The sequence below is a fragment of the Paraburkholderia sp. Cpub6 genome, from assembly GCF_014201065.1.
GTDB classification, from domain to species: domain Bacteria; phylum Pseudomonadota; class Gammaproteobacteria; order Burkholderiales; family Burkholderiaceae; genus Paraburkholderia; species Paraburkholderia tuberum.
Genome location: NZ_JACHDM010000020.1, coordinates 23,708 through 46,165 on the forward strand (window position 1 = coordinate 23,708; position 22,458 = coordinate 46,165).

At 66.5% G+C, this 22,458-nt stretch carries 10 protein-coding genes; 2 read left to right on the forward strand and 8 right to left on the reverse strand.

From position 1 onward, the window contains the following. Positions 1-12: 12 nt before the first annotated feature. The 8 genes from treY to HDG33_RS26835 form a co-directional block, all read right to left on the reverse strand. Positions 13-2,880 carry a malto-oligosyltrehalose synthase gene (gene treY / locus HDG33_RS26800; RefSeq protein WP_184036052.1) on the reverse strand — a complete coding sequence of 956 codons (2,868 nt, stop codon included), beginning with the start codon at positions 2,878-2,880 and terminating at the stop codon, positions 13-15. After that, positions 2,877-5,087, reverse strand: coding sequence for a 4-alpha-glucanotransferase (malQ, locus tag HDG33_RS26805; protein WP_184036055.1), 2,211 nt, complete (start codon positions 5,085-5,087; stop codon positions 2,877-2,879). Before malQ ends, treY begins: the two co-directional genes overlap by 4 nt. Then, positions 5,084-6,988: a malto-oligosyltrehalose trehalohydrolase gene (gene treZ, locus HDG33_RS26810; RefSeq protein ID WP_184036058.1), complete on the reverse strand. Its 1,905-nt coding sequence runs from the start codon at positions 6,986-6,988 to the stop codon at positions 5,084-5,086. The genes malQ and treZ overlap by 4 nt, the downstream gene beginning before the upstream one ends. Before the next feature lie 139 nt (positions 6,989-7,127). Next, positions 7,128-9,341 (reverse strand): glycogen debranching protein GlgX, encoded by a 2,214-nt coding sequence (gene glgX, locus HDG33_RS26815; RefSeq protein ID WP_184036060.1) that lies wholly within the window; start codon positions 9,339-9,341, stop codon positions 7,128-7,130. 115 nt (positions 9,342-9,456) lie between these two features. Further along, entirely contained in the window at positions 9,457-11,667 is a 2,211-nt protein-coding gene (gene glgB / locus HDG33_RS26820; protein WP_184036062.1) for a 1,4-alpha-glucan branching protein GlgB, read from the reverse strand. Beyond that, positions 11,660-15,127: a maltose alpha-D-glucosyltransferase gene (gene treS, locus HDG33_RS26825; protein WP_184036064.1), complete on the reverse strand. Its 3,468-nt coding sequence runs from the start codon at positions 15,125-15,127 to the stop codon at positions 11,660-11,662. The genes glgB and treS overlap by 8 nt, the downstream gene beginning before the upstream one ends. After that, positions 15,124-18,576 (reverse strand): maltotransferase domain-containing protein, encoded by a 3,453-nt coding sequence (locus HDG33_RS26830; protein WP_184036066.1) that lies wholly within the window; start codon positions 18,574-18,576, stop codon positions 15,124-15,126. The genes treS and HDG33_RS26830 overlap by 4 nt, the downstream gene beginning before the upstream one ends. Positions 18,577-19,107: 531 nt before the next feature. Further along, a complete protein-coding gene (locus tag HDG33_RS26835) occupies positions 19,108-19,770 on the reverse strand; it encodes a DUF1345 domain-containing protein (RefSeq protein ID WP_184036068.1) in 663 nt (220 codons plus the stop codon). Between the two features lie 336 nt (positions 19,771-20,106). Here HDG33_RS26835 and HDG33_RS26840 point away from each other — a divergent pair, with 336 nt between their 5' ends. Together HDG33_RS26840 and HDG33_RS26845 are read left to right on the forward strand one after the other, a co-directional pair. Further along, entirely contained in the window at positions 20,107-20,733 is a 627-nt protein-coding gene (locus tag HDG33_RS26840) for a sugar dehydrogenase complex small subunit (RefSeq protein ID WP_184036070.1), read from the forward strand. Between the two features lie 109 nt (positions 20,734-20,842). Next, positions 20,843-22,444, forward strand: coding sequence for a GMC family oxidoreductase (locus tag HDG33_RS26845; RefSeq protein ID WP_184036072.1), 1,602 nt, complete (start codon positions 20,843-20,845; stop codon positions 22,442-22,444). Positions 22,445-22,458: the final 14 nt, after the last annotated feature.

Sequence of the window (22,458 nt, forward strand, 5' to 3'; positions counted from 1 at the left end):
TTTTTAGCCGCCTCAGCTTCGAGGCACCCCATCCTCCACCAACACCGCAACCGGCATCGCGGCGAGCGCGTCGCGCAGATACAGCAGCCCGTGATCGTCGACTTTCGGCGCGGCGGGGCTCAGCCAATCGAACAGCGCACGCGCCGACAGATCGGGCGGCATTTCGATGGCCGTATCCGCCCATTGCGCCGGCTCGACGAGCGGCAGGCCAGCATCTTCGCCAAGCAGTCGCGCGGCCAACCGGCTGGCAATCACCACGGCCCACGCATTGCCATGCCGCCGCGCGAACGCGATCACACTCGGCGCATGCGCGCCGCGCACCGTGAGCGGCAGATACGCGCCCTGACTCAGTAGCTCCGGCAGATGCGCGCGCAACGCCAGCACGCGCTGGATCACCGCGAGCTTTACGCGCCCGTCGCGCCAGTCCGCCAGAAATTCCGACGGCGGCGTTTGCGTCTGCGGCAGCCATGCCTCGCGTTTCGCGAAATCGACGGGCCGCCGATTGTCCGGATCGACGAGGCTGAAGTCCCACAGCTCGGTGCCTTGATACAGATCTGGGATCCCGGGCGACGCGACACGCAGCACCGTCTGCTGCAGGCTGTTGAGCGCGCCCGCGCGACCAATGCGCTCGACGAACGCCGACAGCTCCTTCAGAAAGGCGTCGCGCCGCTGCGGCGCAAGGATGCCGAACAGGAATTCGCGGCAGCCGGCTTCGTAGGCTTCGTCGGGCGCAAGCCAGCTGGTCTGCAGCTTCGCCTCGCGCAGCGCCTTCAACTGCCATTGCGCGACGCGCTCGGCTAGCTCCTTGATGCCGGCTTCGTCGTTGGCGCGCAGCGGCGGCGGCCAGCAGCCCACCAGCGTTTGATACAGCATCGCCTCGGCGGCGGGGCCGGGAGCCCATGCGTCGCTCTTGTCCTGGCTCACGCTGTTGATCGGCGTGCCGTCGAGCGCTCGACGCTGCGGCGCGTTCAACGTCGACCATGCACGCAACGTCGCGCCCCATTCGTCGGCGATCTCGCTGAGCACCGCGAGCCGCGCGCGCACGTCTTCACCGCGCTTGTGATCGTGCGTGGCGGTCGCAAGCATCGCATGAGGAAAACGTTGCGCGCGCTCGAGATTGCCCGCATGAAACTGCTCCACCGACAGCGCGAACTCGCCCGGGTCCGAGCCGACTTCGTTGCGCGACAGCAGACGGCCGTAGCGATAGCACGCGGTGTCCTCGATCGCCTTGGCGGCGAGCGGCGCGGTCAGCTGCGAAAACAGCGTTTGCGCGCTGCGCCGGGACGAGCCCGCATGCGGCGACGCTCCGCCGCCTTGCGCCTGCTGCTGCGACTGCGCGCCGGGCCGTGCGGGCGGGGCCTCTTCGGCGCTGCCGCCGAGCCACGCATTCACGCGCTCGAGCGCCGCATGGTCCGAGCGCGGCAGCGAAGCGCGCGCGCCCGCGAGCGCCTCCTCGAAATAGACGTTGTCGGCGGCGCTGCGCAGTCCGCCCAGCGGATACATGCGGTACACGGGGAAATGCACGACCAGTTCGGTCAGCACGCGGCGCAGCGCCGGGTACGTGAAGTCGCGCGTGCTCAGCGAATCGCGTGCGATCCGATGCAGCGCGCGCGCCGCGCGGTCCAGTTCCGCCGAGAAGTTTTCCGCGAGAATCTTGCGCCGCGCCGCGTGCGCTTCATCGGCGAAGCGTGCGCTGCGGCCGGTGAGCTCGGCCCACATGCTGGCGAGCGGGTCCGCGCCGGCCGGATCGTGGAGCAGCGCGCCGACGTCGCTCATGAAGTCGTAGCCGGTTGTGCCGTCGACGGGCCAGTCGTCGCGCAACGGCTCGCCACGGCCGAGAATCTTCTCCACCACCACATACGGCGCAGTGTCGCGCAACTCGCTGAGCCGTTGGCGCAAACGCTGGCAGTATTCGCGCGGCTCGGCGAGCCCGTCGATGTGATCGATCCGCAAGCCGTCGACGAGCCCTTCGCGATAGAGGCGAAAGATCAGCGCGTGCACCGCCTCGAACACCTCGGGCCGCTCGACGCGCACGCCGGCGAGCGTCGAGATGTCGAAGAAGCGCCGCCAGTTCACTTCGTCGGAGGCGGTGCGCCACCACGCGAGCCGGAAATGCTGCCGCTCGATCAGCCGATGCAGCCGGTCGCGCGTGACCGGATCCTCAGGCGCGTAAGTCTCCAGCACGAACTCGATCGCCGACTCGCCTTCGCGCGCGACGAACTCGCGCAGCGCGTCACGCGCCTCGGCGGCGCGCGGCTGATCGGCGGGCTGCGTGGTGAGCCCCTGAAAGCGATTCGCGAGCGCGCTCAGATCGGCGCGGTCGGCGCCTTGCAGGATGGCCGCGTAATCGACCGGGCAGATCGGGAACACGTGCGGACCGTAGCCGATATGAAAGCGTCCGCTGTCGGCCGCGAAATGCAGCCCGATGCGGCCCGCCGCCAGTTCTTCGCCGTACGACGCGCCGAGCGTCGGCAGCAGCACCTTGCCGCGCAGCGCGGGATCGGGCGAATGCCAGTCGACATCGAAATGACGCGCATACGCGCTGTGGCGGCCCCATTCGAGGATGTCGAGCCACCACGCGTTGCTCGACCCGCCGACGCCCATATGATTCGGCACCATGTCGACGATGAGCCCCATGTCGTGCGCGCGCAGCGTGTCGACGAGGTGCTTCAGGCCCGACTCGCCGCCGTATTCGGCACTGACCTCGGTGTAGTCGACGGTGTCGTAGCCGTGCATCGAGCCGGGCTCGGCCGTCGTGATCGGCGACGCGTACAGGTGGCTGATGCCGAGCACGGCGAAGTAGTCGATGTGCCGCGCGGCGTCGTCGAACGTGAAGCCTCGATGGAACTGGAGGCGCAGTGTGGAGCGTGGAACGGTCATGGCGTGTCAGGCTCCGCGGAAGTGTTGGATGAACGCGCGGCGGCGCGGCGCGCGCCGTCGACGGCCAGCAGGCGGTCGGTGAACACGGGGTCGTCGAACATCGCGTCGACGGGCAGCGTCATGCGGCGGCGCCAGTTCGGATGTTCGTCGATCGAGCCCGGCAGGTTCGGCTGCTCGTCGAGCGCGAGCAGGTCTTCGAGCGGAAACGTGACGAGCGGCCCGGGTGTCGCGGCGACGAATGCGAGCGCTTCGTCGACCGGCGCGTTGTCGGCGTCCGGCGGCGCGACATCGGGCGCGGCCACGCCCGCTTGCTGGAACGCGCGCCACAAGTCGGCGCGCTGCTGCGCGCGCTCTTCGAGCGCCGCTTCCTCGGGATCGCGCCCGTCGGCGCGCGCCATCGTCTGGCCGATGCGGTTGCGCCACATGATGTCGCTGCCGCGCCACCAGCCGGCGACGGTCGGCAGATCGTGCGTGGTCGTCGTGCCGACCGCGTAGCGGTCCCAATCGGCCGGCGCCTTGAAGCCGTTGCCGTCGCGGGCGCCTTCGAACCACAGCACGCGAATCCCCTCGATGCCGTGCTCGTCGAGCCGCTCCCGAAACCCGGACGGCACGGTGCCGAGGTCCTCGCCGATCACGATCGCGCGATGCCGCCACGATTCGAGCGCGATCAGCCGCAGCAGGTCTTCAAACGGATAGCGCAGATACGCGCCATTGCGCGCGCTTTCGCCTTCGGGCACGAGCCACAGACGCCGCAAGCCGAGGATGTGATCGATGCGGATGCCGCCGGCATGCGCGAACGCCGCGCGCAGCATGTCGATGAACGCGGCGAAGCCTTGTGTGCGCATCGCGCGCGGTGAAAAGGTCGTGAGTCCCCACGACTGGCCGGCCTGGTTGAAGAGATCGGGCGGCGCGCCGACCGACACGCCCTGCAGCATGTCGTCGGGATAGGACCATGCATGACTGCCGGCGCTGTCGCAACCAACCGCGAGATCGGCGATCAGGCCGACCGCCATGCCGGCTTCGCGCGCGGTGTGCTGAGCGTGCAACAGCCCGCGCGATGCCAGCCACTGCAGGAACAGATGAAAGTCGACCTCGTCGCGATGCGCGGCGGCGAACGCCTCGACTTCGGGGCTGCGTGGGTCGCGCAACGCATCGGGCCAGTTGCGCCAATGGCCGTCGCCGCCTTGCGCGAGCTGCGCGGCCTGCAGCGCTTCGAAGCGCGCATGATCTTCGAGCGCGCGCCCCGCGCGTTCGCAGAAGCCGTGAAATTCGAGCGCGCGCGGCGAGTGCTGCGGGCGCTCGTTGGCGCTGAACTGCTCGTACAGCGCGCGCAAAACCGTGAGCTTCAGCGGGGTCGCGTGCGGCCAATCGATCAGCGGCAGCTCTTCATATTTGGACCACGCGTTGCCGGCTTGCGCCGATGCGGACGCGGACGCATCCGCGCCGAACACCGCGGCCGGATCGATATGCGTGACGTTGAGCCATAAACGCGACGACGGCGCGTACGGGCTGAAGCGCTCGGGCTGCGCGCTGAACATCGCGTGGGTCGGACTGACGGCGAGCGCGTGCGCGCCGCGCTGCGCGCCGTGCCGCGCAAGCTGCGCGAGCGCCGTGTAATCGCCGATACCGCCGTCGCCGGTGCGGCGCAAGCCATACAGTTGCGCGGCGATGCCCCACAGTGGCGGCGCGGGCGGCGCGGCTTCGCGTTCGCCTTCTCCGCCGCCGCCGCCGCCGTGCAGCGTGCGCCACGCGTCGGCAACGGTGTAGCTGCGCGGCGGCGCGACCGCGAGCGTCATGCGCTGGTCGTTGATCACGAGCGTGTGATAGCCGGTTTCGTCGATCGGCGCGAGCAGCGCTTCCTCGCCTTTCGGCGCGGTGAAGCGGCCGTCGATGATCGAGCCGCTCTCCAGCTCGATCCGGTAATGGCTGCCCGACCTGACCGCGGCCGCGGGCAGCGCGATGCCGCGCCCGATCACCGCGGTCATCAGCGGCGGCAGCCGGCGGCCCGATAGTTCGGCCTCCAGAGCAGCGGCGCTGTGGCGGATATCCGTGGCGTTGCCGCACGGCAGACCCATGCGTTCGAGCAGCGTGCCAAGTGTCTTTTCGGGCACGTGTTGCGTATTGTGGTGCGCGTCCTGCCACTCCACCTCGAAGCCTGCGCGGGTGGCGAGCGCGGCGAGCCTGTCGTTGGGGCGTCGGGTCGTCACGCGCGCTGCTCCTCGTGCGATGCGATGCGCGCATCGTGGCGGCTCGCGAATTCGTTGATGTCGCCGGTCAGCCACGCAATGCACGCATGCGCGGGCAACACCCGCGCGTCGGCCTGTTCGCGCGCGCGCGGCGGTGTTTCGAAAATGATCTTGCCGTCGGGAATGGCGTCGAACGCGACGTTCTGCTGCGACAGATTCAGCGCGATCGACAGCGTCTCGCCATCGCCGAGTTTCCAGCGCGCGATCAGCGCGTTCGCGTCGCCGCCACCGGCATCGCGCAGCACGGTCGCGCCGCACGCCTTCGTATGTTTCAGGCGCGGCGTGATCAGCTTCGCGCGCACCGCGAGCGCGGACTTGTAGTAATGCATCCAGTCGAGCCGATCCGGCGTCGGCTGTACATCGGGCGCGGGTGGCGACGAGGCGGCGAAGGTCTGGGCATCGTTCGGATCGGGAATCTGCGCGCGGCGTTTCTCATCGCTGAACGCGGCAAAGCGCGCGAATTCACGGCGTCGCCCTTCGCGCACGGCGTCGGCGAGATCGCCGGTGTAATCGGTGAAAAACAGGAACGGTTGCGTCGAACCATGCTCCTCGTCCATGAACAGCAGCGGAATTTGCGGCGACAGCAACAGCAACGCGGTCGCGGCGCGCAGCGCGTCGTCCGAGGTCAGCTTGCGCAGACGTTCGCCGAACGCACGGTTGCCGATCTGATCGTGGTTCTGCAAAAACATCACGAACGAGGTCGGCGGCAGATGCGCGCTCGCTTCGCCACGCGGCGCACCATCGTGCAGCGGCGACGGCTCGCCCTGATACGCGAAGCCTTCGGCCAGCACTCGCGCGAGCCGGCGAATCGATTCGTTTTCATACGCGTGATAATAGCCTTCGGTTTCGCCGGTCAGCAGCACGTGCAGCGTGTTGTGCGCGTCGTCGTTCCATTGCGCGTCGAAATGCGCGTCGAGCAGGCTCGCGCTGTTGTGCTCGTTTTCGATCACCAGATGCACGTGACGGCCCTGCTGCACGCGCGCGCGGATATGGTCCGACAGCTCGCGCAGCCACCCGGGATTGTCGATCGCATGCACCGCATCGAAGCGCAGTCCGTCGAAGCGGTATTCATTGATCCAGTAGACGGCGTTGTCGGTGAAGAAGTCGCTGACTTCGCTGCGCTCGAAGTCGATCGCGGGGCCCCACGGCGTGTTCACGCCTGCGCGGAAAAACGGCTCCGCATAAGTATGCAGATAGTTGCCGTCCGGTCCGAAGTGGTTGTAGACGACGTCGAGAAACACCATCAGGCCCACACCATGCGCGGCGTCGATCAGCGCCTTCAGTTCTTCGGGGCGGCCGTATGCGGAGTCGGGCGCGTACGGCAACACGCCGTCGTAACCCCAGTTGCGACGACCGGGAAAGTCGTTCAACGGCATCAGTTCGATGGCGGTGACGCCGAGCGCGGCAAGCTCGGGCAGGCGCTTTTGCACGCCCGCATACCCGCCCATCGCACCGACGTGCAATTCGTACAGCACCGTTTCTTCCCAGGGCCGGCCGTGCCATTCGGTGTGTTCCCAATGGTAGGCGCGCGGATCGATGACCTCGCTCGGGCCGTGCACGTCCCGCGGCTGGAACCGCGAGGCCGGATCGGGCACCACCTGCCCGTCGTCAAGCTGGAACCGATACAGCGTGCCCGCGCCGCTCTCGACGGTGGTCTCGAACCAGCCGTTGCCGGTCGGAGCCATGTCGTGCGCGCCTTGCGCGGGGCCGTTTTCGACGACCACCTGCACGCTGCTGCACGACGGTGCCCAAAAACGGAACCGCGTGCGCGGTCGCGGGCCGCTCGCGCCGATCAACTGCGCGCTGAACGGCAGGCAGTGCGCGTGATGATGCGTGTGAGGATCAATCGGACTTTCAGACATGTCTTCACCATTCGAATCTGCTAACGAGCCTGGACGGCAATGCGACGCAACGCAAGCAGGCATTGCGACGCAACATTCTTGCCACCCCGGCTGCAGTGCGATTTGTCCACGCTCGAACCAGGTCGCCGCAGTGCATCGTTCATTGCGAACCATCGTCGTTTGCGGTCTGCGCGCCCGGATCGGGAGGCAGCGCGGTCAACAGCCGCGGCCCGTGCTGCGCGCCAGCCACCCAACCGGCTTGCCAATCCGCTTCACCGGTCGGTTGCGCGGCGAGTATCACGAGGCCGTGCGCGGCGACCTCGAGTTCGGCCGTGGCGAGCCGCTGCGGCGCGCGTTCCGGATCGGCCGTGTCTAACAGCACATGCCATTCCAGGTGCGGCGCGGGAGGCGCGAACTGCAGCGGTTCCTCGTTAGCGTTGAGCATCAGTAACAATACTTCGGTTTCGCCATTCAGGCCCGGACCCGCGCGACGCAACGTGAACGCGCGTCCCTCGGGGTCCTGCCACGCTTCGATCGTCAGCGGATCGCCGTGTTCGTCGAACCAGCCGACGTCGAACAGGCCGGGCAGCACTTCGCGGTCGCCGAACAGAAAGCGCGTTTCACGCAGCAGCGGATGGCGCTTGCGCAACCCGATCACGCGCGCGACGAACTCGGTCATGCGCTGACCATCCGGCGAATCCGCGAGGTCCCAGTCGATCCAGGATAGGTCGTTATCCTGACAGTACGCATTGTTGTTGCCGCGCTGCGTGCGCAGCGCTTCGTCGCCGGCCAGCAGCATCGGCGTGCCGAGTGCGATCATCAGTGTCGCGATCAGCGAGCGCGACACCCGACGGCGGGTCGCGAGGATCGCGGGGTCGTCGGTCGCGCCTTCGAGACCCCAATTGCGGCTGCAGTTCTCGTTGTGGCCGTCGTTGTTGTCTTCCAGGTTGGCTTCGTTGTGCTTCTGCTCGTACGCGGTGACATCGGCCAAGGTGAAGCCGTCATGCGACGTGACGAAGTTGATCGACGCCCACGGCTTGCGATGCCGCCGGTTGAACAGATCGGCCGAACCGGTCATGCGCGCGGCGAGGTCGGGCCGCAGGCCGGCATCGCCACGCCAGAAACGTCGCACCGTGTCACGGAAACGGTCGTTCCATTCGCTGAATCCCGGCGGATGATTGCCGAGCTGATAGCCGCCGGGGCCGAGATCCCATGGCTCGGAAATCAGCTTGCGTTGCGATAGCACCGGGTCCTGGCGCAACGCGTCGAACAGGCCCGAGCCCGGATCGAAGCCGTGGCTTTCGCGCCCGAGCGTCACGCCGAGATCGAAACGGAAGCCGTCGATATTGAACGCGGTCGACCAGTAGCGCAGTGAATCCATCACCATCTGCAGCACGCGCGGATGCGGCAGATTGACCGTGTTGCCGCAGCCCGTGTCGTTGATATGGTGACGCTCGTCGCCGGGAATCAGCCGGTAATAGCTGGCATTGTCGAGGCCGCGCCATGAAATGGTCGGGCCCATCTCATTGCTTTCGCAAGTGTGGTTGTAGACCACGTCGAGAATCACCTCGATGCCGGCCGCGTGCAGCTGGCGCACGGCGATGCGCATTTCGTCGAGCCGGTGCGTGCTCAGATAGGTCGGCTCCGGCGCGAAGAACGCTGCCGTGTTGTAGCCCCAGTAATTGCGCAGGCCGCGCTCCACGAGGAAGCGGTCGTTCAGAAACGCGTGCACGGGCAGCAGCTCGACCGCGGTCACGCCGAGCTTCAGCAAATGCTCGACGAACTCCGGCGACGCGAGCGCCGCGAACGTGCCGCGTTCATGCTGGCGCAGATCAGAGCGCAGCATCGACGCGCCGCGCAAGTGCGTTTCGTAGATCACGGTCTCGCCCCACGGCACGTCGGGCCGCCTGTCGTGCGACGAGTCGAACGCCTCGTCGATCACGACGCACTTGGGCATCGCGGGCGCGGAATCGCGCCGGTCGATCGAAAGGTCCGCGCGATTCGAATGCACGCGATAGCCGAACAGCGCGTCGGACCAGCGAAACTGCCCGACGAGCTTGCGCGCATACGGGTCGAGCAGCAGCTTGTGCGGATTGAAACGATGCCCGAAATGCGGCTGATACGGCCCATGCGCGCGAAAGCCGTACGCGGTGCCCGGATGCGCGTTCGGCAGATAGCCGTGCCAGATCTCGTCGGTGCATTCGGGCATGGTGAAGCGGCGAATCTCCTTGCGGCCGGTTGAGTCGAACAGGCATAGCTCGATTTTCTGCGCATTGGCCGAGAACACCGCGAAGTTGACGCCCAGCCCATCCCAGTTCGCGCCGAGCGGATACGGCGAGCCGGGCAGCAACCGCTCGGGCAACGCATGCGACATGATTTCCCTTTCCTGTTCTGATTGTCGAGCTGGAGCTCGGGTCTGCCTGGGTCTTCATGCAACGGGCGCGCGGCGGCTGCCTGTGCGCCGCGCGCCCGGGTTACGGCACGTTTCCTCAGTCCGCGCGCAATACGATCGTCGCGAGCGGAGGCAAGATCAGCGCGGCGGAATGTGGCCTGCCGTGGCTCGATACATGGTCGGAATGAATCAGCCCGCCGTTGCCCATGTTCGAGCCGCCGTACACGCCTGCATCGGTATTCAGCACTTCCACCCAGCGTCCGCCGCGCGGCATGCCGAGCCGATAGCCGAGCCGCGGCACCGGCGTCATGTTGCACACCACGACGAACTCCTGGCCCGCGCCGTCGGTGCGCCGATAGGCGAACACGCTGTTGCCGCTGTCGTCGCCGATCAACCATTCGAAGCCGCCCGGTTCGCTGTCGAGCAGATGCAGCGCGGGCTCGTTGCGATACAGATGGTTCAGGTCGCGCACCAGTAATTGCACGCCGTGGTGGTTCGAATCGTCGAGAAGATGCCAATGCGGCGAGCCGTCATGGTCGAACTCCGCCATCTGGCCGAATTCGCCGCCCATGAACAGCAGCTTCTTGCCTGGGTGCGTCCACATGAAACCGAAGTACGCGCGCAGATTTGCGAAACGCTGCCAGCGGTCGCCGGGCATCTTGCCGAGCAGCGAGCCCTTGCCGTGCACCACCTCGTCGTGCGAAAGCGGCAGCACGAAGCGCTCGGAATATGCGTACACCATGCCGAACGTCATGTTGTGGTGGTGATACTGGCGATACATCGGGTCTTCGTGCATGTAGTGCAGGGTGTCGTGCATCCAGCCCATGTTCCACTTGAAGTCGAAGCCGAGGCCGCCGTCCGCGAGGCGCGCAGTCACGCCCGGCCATGCGGTCGATTCCTCGGCGACCGTGATCGCGCCGGGGGCGCCCGGCACATAGCGGACCTCGTGATTCAACCGCTTCAGGAACGCGATCGATTCGAGATTCTCGCGGCCGCCATAGACGTTCGGCACCCACTCGCCGGCCGCGCGGGAGTAGTCGCGATACAGCATCGACGCGACCGCATCGACGCGCAGGCCGTCGACGTGATAGCGCTTCAACCACGCGAGCCCCGACGCGATCAGGAACGCGCTGACCTCGTTGCGGCCGAGGTTGTAGATCATCGTGTTCCAGTCCTGGTGATAGCCTTCGCGCGGATCGGCATGCTCGTAGAGCGGCGTGCCGTCGAAATCGATCAGGCCATGCGCGTCGTTCGGGAAATGCGCGGGCACCCAGTCGAGAATCACGCCGAGCCCTGCTTCGTGCGCGCGATCGACGAAACGCGCGAACTGCTCGGGCTTGCCGAAGCGCGCGGACGGCGCGAACTGCCCGAGCGGCTGATAGCCCCACGAACCGCCGAACGGATGCTCGGCGATCGGCAGAAATTCGATGTGCGTGAAGCCCATGCTCTTCGCATAGGGGATCAGCCGCTCGGCGAGCTCTTCCCAGACGAGACCACGCTGGCCTTCCTCGGCCACGCGCAGCCATGACTCCGCGTGCACTTCGTAGATCGTGATCGGCGTGCGCGCGGTCTGCTTGTCGGCGCGCGACTGGATCCACTCGTGATCGCTCCACGGAAACTGCTCGATCTCGTCGACGTGTGCGACGATCGATGCGGTGCCCGGCGGCTTTTCCGTCTGCATCGCGCACGGGTCGGCCTTCAGCGGCAGCGGATGGCCGTCGCGCGACAGCAGCTCGTATTTGTAGCGCGTGCCGGCGCCGACGCGCGGCACGAACAGCTCCCACACGCCCGCCTGGTGACGCAGCCGCATCGGATGGCGGCGGCCGTCCCACGCATTGAAGTCGCCGACCACCGACACGCGCCGCGCATTCGGCGCCCACACCGCAAAGCGCACACCCGGCACACCGTCGACGTCGACCGGCCGCGCGCCCAGACATTCGAGCACCGCGTACGGATCGCCGCGCGCGAGACGTTCGAGCGGCTCGTCGCCGAGCACCGGAGCAAACGAATAGGTATCCTCCACTTCCTGCACCACACCATGCCAGTCGATGCGCAAGCGATACGGCATCGCCGACGTGATGCGGCCCGCGAACAGGCCAGGGCGCAGCTGTTCGAGTTCGCCGAGCGTCGCGCCCTCAGCGCGCGAAATTACGGTGACGTGCGCGGCGTTCGGCAGCAGCGCGCGCACAATCGGCCCCGCGTCCGTCTGATGCAGCCCGAGCTGCGAAAACGGATCGGGGTGACGCGCTTCGACGAGCGCGTCGATATCGACAGGTTGAAGGCCTGCGGCCGGATCATGCTCACTCATAGTCGCCCTCGGCCGGGTTAGGCGGCGTGGCCGCGCCAGGCGCCTGGGTTGACGGAACGCTGTGCGGCGGCGCACCGGTGTCGCCGAGCAGACGGCTCACGAGCGCCGCGAGGCCGCGCACCGGCAAGCCGAGCCACGCCGGCCGATTGGCCGCTTCGTAGCGGATTTCGTAGGCGGCCTTCTCGATCAGGAACAGATCGAGCAGCGCCTCTTCGGATTCGGGCGCGACGAGCGGCGTCGGCGACTGCGCGGCGGCCGCGCGATATTCCGCGAGGAACGCGCTGGTCGCGTGCGCGCGGAAGCGCTCGAACAGCGCGCGCTTGCGATCGGCGGTCTGTTGCGGCGCGCTTTCGGTGGTCGATTGCGCGGCCGCGCTCGCATACGAGAGCGAGCGCATCAGACCCGCCACGTCACGCAACGGGCTCGATTTCTGGCGACGCTCGTCGAGCGAACGCGCGGGCTCGCCCTCGAAGTCGATCAGGTACGCGTCGCCGTGCGCGACCAGCACCTGGCCGAGATGGAAGTCGCCATGGATGCGGATGCGCAACGCGCCCGCGTCGCCCGGCACCAGCTTGTCGACGGCCTCGACGAGCGCGGCGCGGCGATCGATCAGACTTTGCGCAAGCCCCTTCGTGTCCGCGTCGCTCATGTCCGCGATGCGCGTCGCGAGCAGATCGAGCGCGGCCGCGAGCATCGTCTGCGTCGCGTCGACCCACGCCTTCACCTGGTCGGCGTTGGCCGGTTCCGGCGCGAACGCGGGGTCGTCGCTCGGCGTGGCGAGCGCGACGTGCAACTCACCGAGCCGGCGGCCGATGATGCCCGCGAGTTCGCCGTAACCGTCCAGCAGATTCGACTCGTTCGTGCGATCGGATACGGTCTGCGTGTCGGTGTCGACCGCGATCGCGAGTTCGTCGACCGAGCGGCGCAGATAATCGAGCGACCAGTTCCACGCATCGCCCTGATTGTCGATAAAGCCCTGCAGGATCGCGAGCGTATGCGGCACGCCCTCGGGATCGACGCGCACCACTTCGCCATACAGCGGCGCGGTGTTCGCATAGCCGAGCTGCGTCAGATAGCGGCTGATTTCCGCTTCCGGATGGATGCCGCTGACGAGCCGCCGCACCAGCTTCAGCACCGCGGCATCGGCGACGATCAGCGAGCTGTTGCTCTGTTCGGCCGCGAGCCAGCGAATCTCGGGCCGCTCGCCGAGAGCGTCGAGTTCGGCGAAGCGCTCGGTCGGCAGGAACTTGATCTCGCTCTTCTGCACGGTCGGCACGACCGCGCGCTCGCGCAGCTTGCGCAGCACGTTGTGCGCGAAGATCGGCAGCGAGAACGCGTCGGTCAGATGGCCGACGGTGCGGCCGCGCCGCACGCGCGCAAGCGCCAATTGCAGGAACAGCGGCGTGGTGGTTTCGCCGCCCCATGTGAGCGCGATCGGCACCACGTAGCGTTCGGTGTGGTTGCCGACGTCCACTTCGATTTCGGTGAACGCGAAGCCGCCGTTCGGGATCGTGGTCAGCGCGGCGAGCCGCACCGCGTGCATCTTCTGATCTTTCGACGCGAACCAGCGGCGCCGGCTCAGCCACGACGGCAGCACTTCGGATTCGAGCAGCCGCACGTTTTCGGGAGTCGGCCCGGTCTGCCCCTCGCGGATCACGATCGTGACGAACTCGGGCAGCGGCTCGGAATGCGCCTGCGCCCATGTCGGACGCCCGCCGCCTTCGCACAGCATGAACCACAGGAAGCCGTAGGGCGGGAACGTCAGCAGATAGGTCAACTGGCCGATCGCGGGGAACACCGAATCGGCGGTCATCTCGATCGGCACGAAGCCGTTGAATTCTGACAGTTCGAGCTCGACCGCCTGCGGCGCGCGCGACAGATTCGCGACGCACAGGATCGGCGCCTCGCCGGGCATCTCGCGCAGATACGCGAGAATCTTGCGGTTTTCAGGCTTCAAAAAGCGGATCGTGCCGCGTCCGAAGGTCTGCTTCGCGCGCCGCGTCGCAAGCATGCGGCGGGTCCAGTTCAGCAGCGAATGCGGGTCGCGGCTCTGCGCTTCGACGTTGACCGCGTCGAAACCGTACAGCGTACCCATCACGGGCGGCAGCACCAGTTGCTCAGGGTCGGCGCGCGAGAAGCCGCCGTTGCGATCCGACGACCACTGCATCGGCGTGCGCACGCCGTCGCGGTCGCCGAGGTGGATGTTGTCGCCCATGCCGAGTTCGTCGCCGTAGTAGATGACCGGCGTGCCGGGCATCGACAGCAGCAGCGAGTTGATCAGCTCGATGCGGCGGCGGTCGCGCTCCATCAGCGGCGCGAGACGGCGGCGAATGCCGAGATTCAAACGTGCGCGGCGATCGCTCGCATAGGTGTTCCACAAATAGTCACGCTCGGAATCGGTGACCATTTCGAGCGTCAGCTCGTCGTGATTGCGCAGGAAGATCGCCCACTGGTTCGATTCGGGGAGTTCCGGTGTCTGCTTCATGATGTCGGTGATCGGGAAGCGGTCTTCGCTCGCGATCGACATGTAGATGCGCGGCATCAGCGGGAAGTGGAACGCCATATGGCATTCGTCTTCGTTGCCGAAATACTCCTTCACGTCCTCGGGCCACTGGTTCGCCTCGGCGAGCAGCATCCGGTTCGGGTACTCGGCGTCGATGGTCGCGCGAATCCGCTTCAGGACCTCGTGCGTCTCAGGCAGGTTCTCGTTGTTGGTGCCTTCACGTTCGACGAGGTATGGCACCGCATCGAGCCGCAGCCCGTCGATGCCCATGTCGAGCCAGAAACGCATCACCTGCAGCACCTCTTTCAACACCGCCGGATTGTCGAAGTTCAGATCGGGCTGGTGCGAGTAGAAGCGGTGCCAGTAGTACGCGCCAGCAACCGGATCGTGCGTCCAGTTCGACGGCTCCGAGTCGATGAAGATGATGCGAGTCTCCGGGTACTTCTGATCGGTATCGGACCACACGTAGTAGTTGCGATAGTTCGAGCCGGGCTTCGCGCGCCGCGCGCGCTGGAACCACGGGTGCTGATCCGACGTGTGGTTGATGACGAGCTCGGTGATCACGCGGATGCCGCGCGCGTGCGCTTCCTGGATGAAGCGCCGCACGTCCGCGAGCTGACCGTAGTCGGGATGCACGTTGCGGTAGTCGGCGATGTCGTAGCCGTCGTCACGGCGTGGCGACGGATAGAACGGCAGCAGCCAGATCGCGTTGACGCCGAGCTCGGCGATGTAGTCGAGCTTGGCAATCAGACCGGGGAAATCGCCGACGCCGTCGTTGTTCCCATCGAAGAACGACTTGATGTGCACCTGATAGATGATCGCGTCCTTGTACCACAGCGGATCGTCGCTGAGGGCCGCGGGTTTGCCGCGGCGGCGCGTGCGTACCTTCGCCGCGGAGCCGACGGCCACGGCCGTTTGCGCCTCGTGCGCGGTTTGGGCTGGATCGTCGCGCTTCATGTTCCACCTTCCATCCAGGTTGGGTTGACAGCGTCTGCGTGAGGAGCGCTGTCGGGATCGTGGTCGCTGTCCTCGGGGCGATCGGCGGGCAGGCCGCCTAGCGGCGCGATTCGCCAGATCGAGAAGGGCTGGCCCGAGCCGAGCCGCACGTGTTGCCAGCGTCCGTGCCATTCGAAGCGTGCGCCGGTCATCTGGTCGATCACTTCGAGCGTGGCGTGATCGTGTAGATGCCAGCGCTGGAACGTGTCCCACGACAACTCGATGTCCGCGCCCTGTTCGTTGAACGGATCGAGATTGATCGCGACGACGATCACGTTGTCGCGCGATTCGGTCGCTTTCTCGAAGCACAGGATGTGGTCGTTGTGCGCGGCGAGGAACGTGAGACCGAGATGCGTTTGCAGCGCCGGATTCGCGCGACGGATGCGGTTCAGCGCGGTGATCTCGCCGACGATATTGCCGGGCCGGTGCCAGTCCCACGCCCGCAACTGATACTTTTCGGAGTCCAGATACTCTTCGCTGTTCGGCAGCGCGGTGGCCTCGCACAGTTCGAAGCCGCTATACACGCCCCACAGGCCGGCGAGTGTCGCGGCCAGCGCCGCGCGGATCAGAAAGCCCGTGCGTCCCTGCGATTGCAGATGGCGCGGGTTGATGTCCGGCGTATTGACGAAGAAGTTCGGCCGATAGAAATCGCGCGCGCCGGTCTGCGTGAGCTCGCCCATGTACTCGGTGAAATCGCGCTTCGACTCGCGCCACGTGAAGTAGGTGTACGACTGCGAGAAGCCGATCTTGCCGAGCCGGTTCATCATGCGCGGCCGCGTGAAGGCTTCGGCGAGAAAGATCGTGTCGGGGTGGCGCGCACGCACGTCGGCGATCATCCATTCCCAGAACGGCAGCGGCTTGGTGTGCGGATTGTCGACGCGGAAGATGCGCACGCCTGCGTCGACCCAGAACAGGATCACGTCGCGCAATGCGAGCCACAGGCCGGGCTTGGCGTCGTGCGCGTAGAAGTCCGGGTTGACGATGTCCTGATACTTCTTCGGCGGATTCTCGGCGTAGCGCAGCGTACCGTCGGGGCGCCACGCGAACCACGTCGGATGCTCCTTCAGCCACGGGTGATCGGGCGAGCACTGGATCGCGAAGTCGAGCGCGATCTCGAGGCCATGCGCATGCGCGGCGGCGAGCATCGCCTTGAAATCGTCGAGCGTGCCGAGTTGCGGATGCACGGCGGTGTGACCGCCCTCGGCGGCGCCGATCGCATAGGGACTGCCCACATCGCCCGGCTGCGTGGTCAGCGTGTTGTTGCGGCCCTTGCGGTTCGCGAGGCCGATCGGGTGGATCGGCGGGAAGTACAGCACGTCGAAGCCCATGTCGCGGATGCGCGGCAGCTTCGCGGTCACGTCCGCGAACGTGCCGTGGCGCGACTCGTCGTCGCTCATCGAGCGCGGGAAGATCTCGTACCAGCTCGCGAAACAGGCGGCCGTGCGTTCCGCGTCGATCTTGTAGGTCACCTGGTCGCGGCTCAGAAACGGGCGATGGCGCGCAGCGGTCATTGCCTTCGCTGTGGCGGGCGCGAGAATCACTGCGAGCTTCTGTTCGGCGTCGGCCTTCTGGAAGTCGCGCACGATGTGTTCGAGCGGCTCCTTGTCGGCGCCTTCGGTCGTCTCGACTTCGACGAGCACGAGCGCGAACAGATGCGTGGCTTCGTCGAGTTCTATCTCGACGGTCTGGTTCGCCTTCAGCTTCTTCTGGATGTGCTCGACGAGCGACGCGAAGTCGTCGCGCCACGCGATCACGGTGAACTCGTAGCGGCCGATCCGCTCGAGCGGAATGCGCGCGCTCCACAAGTCGAGCCCGGCCGGCGGCGCGGGCGACATCAGTTGTTCGTGCCACGCGGTTTCGTCGGCCGCACGCCACAGCACGGCAGCCGCGATCTTGTCGTGACCTTCGGCGAAGATCGCCGCGCGAATTTCCGCGCGCTCGCCGACGCTGCGCTTGGCCGCGAAGCGACCGTTCTCCACCGACGGCGACACGCTCTCGATCGCGACGCGCGGCGCTTCGATCGCGTCGAGCACGGTCTTGCGGCCGCTGCGCTTGCTGTTCGCCTTGTCGATCGGCGGCGCGAGGCAGATCGGCTGTTCCGCGAACGCGCGCAGCAGCCGCACTGCACCGGGCGCGAGCGCGAACGGCGCGAGTGCCGCGGGTTCGGTTCGGCCGCGCGCGTCGAGCGGCGCGAAGCGCGTAAAGCTGCCCGGCACGCCCGCGAGGAAGCGCGCGGGATCGACGCGCACTGGCGCGCCGAGTTCGGGATTCACGACGATCAGGACTGCTTCGCTGGCGTCGCGCAGATCGGCTGCGTCGCCGCGCAGCAGAACCGCGGCCGATGCGCCGGGGCCGCTCAATGGGCGCAATTCACCGTTCGCGTGCAGCGTCGGCGTGTTGCGCGCGAAGTCGTTGGCCTGGGTGACGGCGGCGCTCAGATCGAAGCGGCGCGACTGCGCGGCGCGGGCGAACTGCGCGGCGTCGCCGCGCGTTTGCGACATCGGTTCGGCGATGCCGTATTCGAAGCCCATCGGCATCATCCAGCCGCTGCCCAATGCAACCGACGTGAACAGCGCGCGTCGATACGCCCGCTCGACGATCGCCGCATCATGGACGTCGCTCAGCTCGGCGGCGAGGCGCGTACCGTACGGCGCTTCGGGAAAGGCGATCGGCGCACCAACGCGCGCGAGCGCCGCATGCTCCTCGGCCATCCAGCTCGAACGGAAATCCCACCAGCGCACCGACGAAAACGCGCTGTCGAAGCCGGCTGCTTCGAGACCGGGCAGATCGCCGCGCGACAGGCCCGGCGTTGCTGCGAGAAAGCGCACGCGCGGATGCTGCGCGCGCACTTCATCGCCGAGGTGCCGCCATACGGCAGCCGGCACGCGATGCGGCGAATCGAAACGGAAGCCGCCGACACCCGCCTCGGCGAGCGCGAGCAGTTGCTGGGTCCACCAGACGCTCAGCGAGGCACTCGTCGCGGGGTCGTCGAAATTCGCGTAGGCAACGTTGTCTTCGCGATGCACGTGGCGCGGATCGAGCCGTGCGAGCTCGGACTCACGCGCGTGAAACCAGTCCGAATGCTCGCTGTACAGCACGCCGTCGGCGGCCATGCGGTCGATCACGAGATCGACCAGCAGCGTCAGGTTGTTGCGGCGCGCGGCATCGGCGAGCATGCGCACGGCGTCGTGCACCGAATGCTGCGCCTCGAACACGGGATGCAGCCGTGCGTGATTGCCGACCACCTGGCCATGGCCGGCCTGGCCGGGCTCGAACAGCCCGCCGATCAACGCATGATCGAAGCCGAGCCCGGCCGCATGAGCGAACTGCGCGGGCCAGGCATCGAGGGGCCCGACGAGAAGAGAATGAAAAAAGTAAATCCGCGGCGCGTACCCGTTTGGAGATTCCATCGGTCGTTTCCAGAGTTGTCCTGCTGCGGTGTGGATGCACTTGGCATGCGATCACAGCGCTCATTGGGCTTCCCGAGCCGGATACCGCGCGATGCGTCAGCGGGGGCACCTACTGGTCAATGTAGTGCAAAGATCGTCGCGCCGCTGGCCAGTCGCGGGTGCTTTGACGCCAGACGCCGGTCTCGCGGGACTGGTCGTCACTCGTCGCGGAAAGGAGCAAACCGTGTGCCAACGCGCGGGCAGCCGGGCACCGCGCTAGCGCGGAAACGGCGAGGTTACGGTGAGATGGCGGGTGCCGAAGGTGCGCGCGCGCACGGAGCGCGCGCAAAAATGCGGGCATTGTTACGCACGCCGCGGGTGGGCGGCATGTAAAACGGGGTGGTGCGGGGCCGGTTTTACACGGGCGGCCCCGCGTTGCACGGAATGCGGTTCAAGCGGACGCGTGAAGCCTGGGTGCCGCTCGCGTGGCAGCCATGTGGCACGCGCGTGGCACTCGCATGAAATTCATCCGAACGCCGCGCAGCGGCCTTGTCACGAACCCAGCAGCCCCGCCGCGATGTTCACGCACAGGCCGAGCACCGCGACGTTGAAGTAGAACGACAGGACCGATTGGGCGAGCGTCGCGCGGCGAATTTCGCGTGAGCGCAACACGACATCGGAAGTCTGCGACGCGACCGCGATCGTGAACGAGTAGTACAGGAAGTCCCAGTAGTCCGGCAGCAAATGGTGATCGGGAAACTTCAACGCGGTCTCTTGCGCGTCCGTGTCGTAGTAGAGGCGCGCGTAGTGCAGCGTGAAGATCGTCGGAATCAGAAACCATGCGCCGATCAGCGTCAGACCGGTCAGCAGGTAGTGCCAGACGGTCGTTGCGCCGCCCGCGCCCTTGGCCGACGCGAGTTCGAGCACGATCGCGGCGACGCTCGCGATCGTCGCGACGCAGATGACGACCAGCACGACGCCCGCGTTTTCGTCGTCGCGCATCGCGTATTCGCGCACGCGGTGCTCGTCGGCAAGAGCCATATGCACCCAGATCATCAGCAGGTAGCTCCAGATGGCTGCGTCCCAGCCGATCAGTGTGCGGGCGATCGGACTCGTATGACCGGGCACGAGGAACGCGACGACGATCCCGATCACGAGGCCGATCACCGTGCGGGGCCGATTGCGAAGAAGCTGGGGATAGTAGTTGATGGACATGGACTCGATGAACGACGAAGTGTAGGGCAGTCGGTGTCGCGGATTCTACGCGTGCAACGCGGACCGATTGTCGAATGGTGGGTCACAGGCTATAGTCTTTCGCGGCGGCCTTGCGCGCCGCTTTCAGTTGAAAGGCGATTGGTAGATAACGGCAGCAATCGTTGCGGTCATGCATGCAACACCGCACATGCGGCGTGCGTGAATCACGCGCACGGATACGAGACCGCTGAAGCGGCGTAAGACCAGGTTTGGGGAAGAGCAAACGAAGCGGCAGGCGAACGGCATCATGCCCTCGCCGCGCTGCTCGTCGAGAACGACTCATCATCTGGAGCCCCCATGACAGATGTTCCTGAGGATAACGATGCGCATCCCCACGTGACGCATCGGCAAGGAGCGAAGTCTTATCGCAATGCCACACGTTTCACCGGCTTGCCGCCGTCGTTTTCCGCTTCGCGCCGGGCCTGGGTGCTCGGCTCGTGCGCGACGGCCGCGGCGCTCGCGTTCGCCGGCGCGAGCCGTTCGCTGTCGTGGATCGCGCCCGCCTTCGCCGATACGCGGCCAGCCGGGGGCGGACTCGATGCCTTCCTCGCGCTTTCGCAACACCTCACCGGTCGTAGCAGTTTCGATACCGTGCTTGGCCAACGTGTCTACGATGCGCTGTCGCGTGCCGATAACCAGTTCGCGCAGAACGTCGCGGCGCTCAACACGTGGCTGCAAGGCCACGGCGGCGTGCCGTCCGATACGGTCACGCAGGCGCTGCAGACCGACCAGCCCGCGCTCGCCAAAACTGTCGGCGCGATCATGCGCGCGTGGTATCTGGGCCTCGTCGGCGAGATGCCGCACGTCCAGGTGATCGCGTATGAAAAGGCGCTGATGTTCGAGCCCGTGCAAGACGTGCTCACGATTCCCTCCTATTGCCGCGACGTGCCGTTCTACTGGACGCAGAAGCCGACGCCCGCGTGAGCCGCGCGAGCCCGCGAGCGGGCCACGCCAGCAGCGCAACCAGCACGCCGGACCCGCAAGCGTCGCACGAACAAAGCCCGCAACAGGCAGGGCATCGAAGAGAGAAACGATGGCAAACACACAATCCGCCGATATCGTCGTGGTCGGCTCCGGCGTCGCCGGCAGTCTGGTTGCGCATCAGCTGGCGCTGGCGGGCGCGTCGGTGATCCTGCTCGAAGCGGGGCCGCGCATTCCGCGCTGGCAGATCGTCGAGAACTTCCGCAACTCGCCGGCCAAATCCGACTTCGCGACGCCGTATCCGTCGACGCCTTACGCGCCGCATCCCGAGTACGCGCCCGCGAACAACTACCTGATCCAGAAGGGCGATTATCCGTACAACTCACAATACGTGCGGCTCGTCGGCGGCACGACCTGGCACTGGGCGGCCGCCGCGTGGCGGCTGCTGCCGTCGGACTTCCAGTTGCGCAAGCTGTATGGCGTCGGGCGCGACTGGCCGTATCCGTACGAAACGCTCGAGCCGTGGTACGTGGCCGCCGAAGTGCAGCTCGGCGTGTCCGGTCCCGATAGTTCGATCGATCTCGGTTCGCCGCGCTCGAAGCCCTATCCGATGCAGCAGCTGCCACTGTCGTACATGGATCAGCGGTTCAGCGACGTGCTCAACGCGCAGGGCTTCAAGGTCGTGCCCGAACCGGTCGCGCGCAACAGCCGTCCGTACGATGCGCGGCCCACCTGCTGCGGCAACAACAACTGCATGCCGATCTGCCCGATCGCCGCGATGTACAACGGCGTGATTCACGCGGAGAAGGCCGAGCAGGCCGGCGCGAAACTGATTCCCGAAGCGGTCGTGTATCGCATCGAAGCGGACGACAAAGGGCTCATCACCGCGGTCCACTACAAGGACCCGAACGGCAATAGCACACGCGTCGCCGGCAAGCTGTTCGTGCTCGCGGCGAACGGCATCGAAACGCCGAAGCTGATGTTGATGTCGACCTCCGACAAATTCCCGCACGGCGTCGGCAACAGCTCCGATCAGGTGGGCCGCAACCTGATGGACCATCCCGGCACCGGCGTCACGTTTCTCGCCAACGAACCGCTGTGGCCCGGCCGTGGCCCGATGGAGATGACCTCGATCGTCAACTTCCGCGACGGCGCGTTCCGCTCCGATCACGCGGCGAAGAAGCTGCATTTGTCGAACGGCGTGCCGACGATGGGCGTCACCGCCGACCTGCTGAAAAAAGGCCTGACCGGCGCCGAGCTCGACCGGCAGATTCGCGACCGCGCGGCGCGCACGCTGAACATCAACAGCTTTCACGAACATCTGCCGGAGCCGCAGAACCGCATCGTGCCGTCGGCAGATCACAAGGACGCGCTCGGGATTCCTCAGCCCGAGATCTACTACTCGATCAACGACTACGTGAAGAAGAGCGCCGCCAATACGCGCGAACTGTATGCGCAGATCGCGACGCTATTCGGCGGCACCGAGGTCTCGTTCGACGACAGCTTCGCGCCCAACAATCACATCATGGGCACGACGATCATGGGCAGCGATGCGGCGAGTTCGGTCGTCGACGCGGACTGCCGCACGCACGATCATTCGAACCTGTTCATCGCGAGTAGCGGCGTGATGCCCACCGCCGCGTCGGTGAACTGCACGCTGACGATAGCTGCACTGTCGCTGAAACTGGGCGACACGCTGAAGCGCGAAATCTGAGCGCCGACCGGAGA

Bases quoted from the DNA above. Each gene is read 5' to 3' on its own strand.
- treY (WP_184036052.1), bottom strand. From the start codon at position 2,880: ATGACCGTTCCACGCTCCACACTGCGCCTCCAGTTCCATCGAGGCTTC.
- treZ (WP_184036058.1), bottom strand. From the start codon at position 6,988: ATGTCTGAAAGTCCGATTGATCCTCACACGCATCATCACGCGCACTGC.
- glgX (WP_184036060.1), bottom strand. From the start codon at position 9,341: ATGTCGCATGCGTTGCCCGAGCGGTTGCTGCCCGGCTCGCCGTATCCG.
- glgB (WP_184036062.1), bottom strand. From the start codon at position 11,667: ATGAGTGAGCATGATCCGGCCGCAGGCCTTCAACCTGTCGATATCGAC.
- treS (WP_184036064.1), bottom strand. From the start codon at position 15,127: ATGAAGCGCGACGATCCAGCCCAAACCGCGCACGAGGCGCAAACGGCC.
- HDG33_RS26830 (WP_184036066.1), bottom strand. From the start codon at position 18,576: ATGGAATCTCCAAACGGGTACGCGCCGCGGATTTACTTTTTTCATTCT.
- HDG33_RS26835 (WP_184036068.1), bottom strand. From the start codon at position 19,770: ATGTCCATCAACTACTATCCCCAGCTTCTTCGCAATCGGCCCCGCACG.
- HDG33_RS26840 (WP_184036070.1), top strand. From the start codon at position 20,107: ATGACAGATGTTCCTGAGGATAACGATGCGCATCCCCACGTGACGCAT.
- HDG33_RS26845 (WP_184036072.1), top strand. From the start codon at position 20,843: ATGGCAAACACACAATCCGCCGATATCGTCGTGGTCGGCTCCGGCGTC.